Raw genomic sequence first — 789 nt, forward strand, 5'->3', positions numbered from 1 at the left:
CACGCCCTTCCACGAGAAGCAGCTCACCACCGGAGAGGTGCTTCTCGCGTACCTCCTCTATGCAGACACGTTGCTCAGTATCTCTCAAATCGCGGTTGTGCTCGACAGGGCGTACAAGACCGTCTATTACGCGATTCGAGAGGTGGAAGCCGCGGTCACGCGCGGCTTCCCCCTCGTCTGGGAGCAATTCCAACAGTCCATCTCGGGCCCAACGCAAATCGACGAATCGAGCCCGGTCTGTTCAGGCTACAAAGGCCAAGACCCGCCGCGGACCAGTCGGTACCGCGGCGGGTCGTCCCGATCGGGGCGCTCACGATGGAAGGGCCGTCACGGAGACCAGATAACGCTCGTCGCGGCGTGCCGCGACGTGCTTCGGGTGATTCGCGGTCACCTTGGAATCAGCTACCAGGGAGACCTCGAACCGGTACTGCAAGAGGCTGAAGACCTCTCCCAGCGGCTGGGAGAGGTCTGGACTGATGGACTCCAAGCGTATCGAGAGATGGAGTACGATCACCGAACCGTTATCCACGACGAACGGTACGTTTCGGCCGACGGCGTCCACATCAACCAGGTCGAGTGCCTCTTCTCACTAGTCAAACCGTGGCTGCGGAAGTTTCGCGGCCTGTCCAAGCAGGGCTTGGAACAGGCCGCTCACACCTTCGGTATCGTTCGCTCATTGAACTTGGTCGGCGCATCCCTCGAAATCGTCGTCGATTGCCTTGCTACGGGGTCACTCCACAGTTCTACATAAGAGCGAGGAATCGAGAGTTTAACTCGAATTTCTGAACC

1 protein-coding gene is annotated in these 789 nt (G+C 59.3%); it reads left to right on the top strand.

All coding sequences use genetic code 11. The features are described from left to right. Positions 1-751: IS1595-like element ISHvo6 family transposase (locus tag C5B91_RS21155; protein ID WP_119713021.1), on the top strand; the 751-nt coding region annotated here is incomplete at its 5' end. Positions 752-789 lie beyond the last annotated feature (38 nt).

This window comes from Haloferax sp. Atlit-10N (genome assembly GCF_003586325.1).
In the GTDB taxonomy this organism is placed as follows: Archaea; Halobacteriota; Halobacteria; order Halobacteriales; family Haloferacaceae; genus Haloferax; species Haloferax prahovense.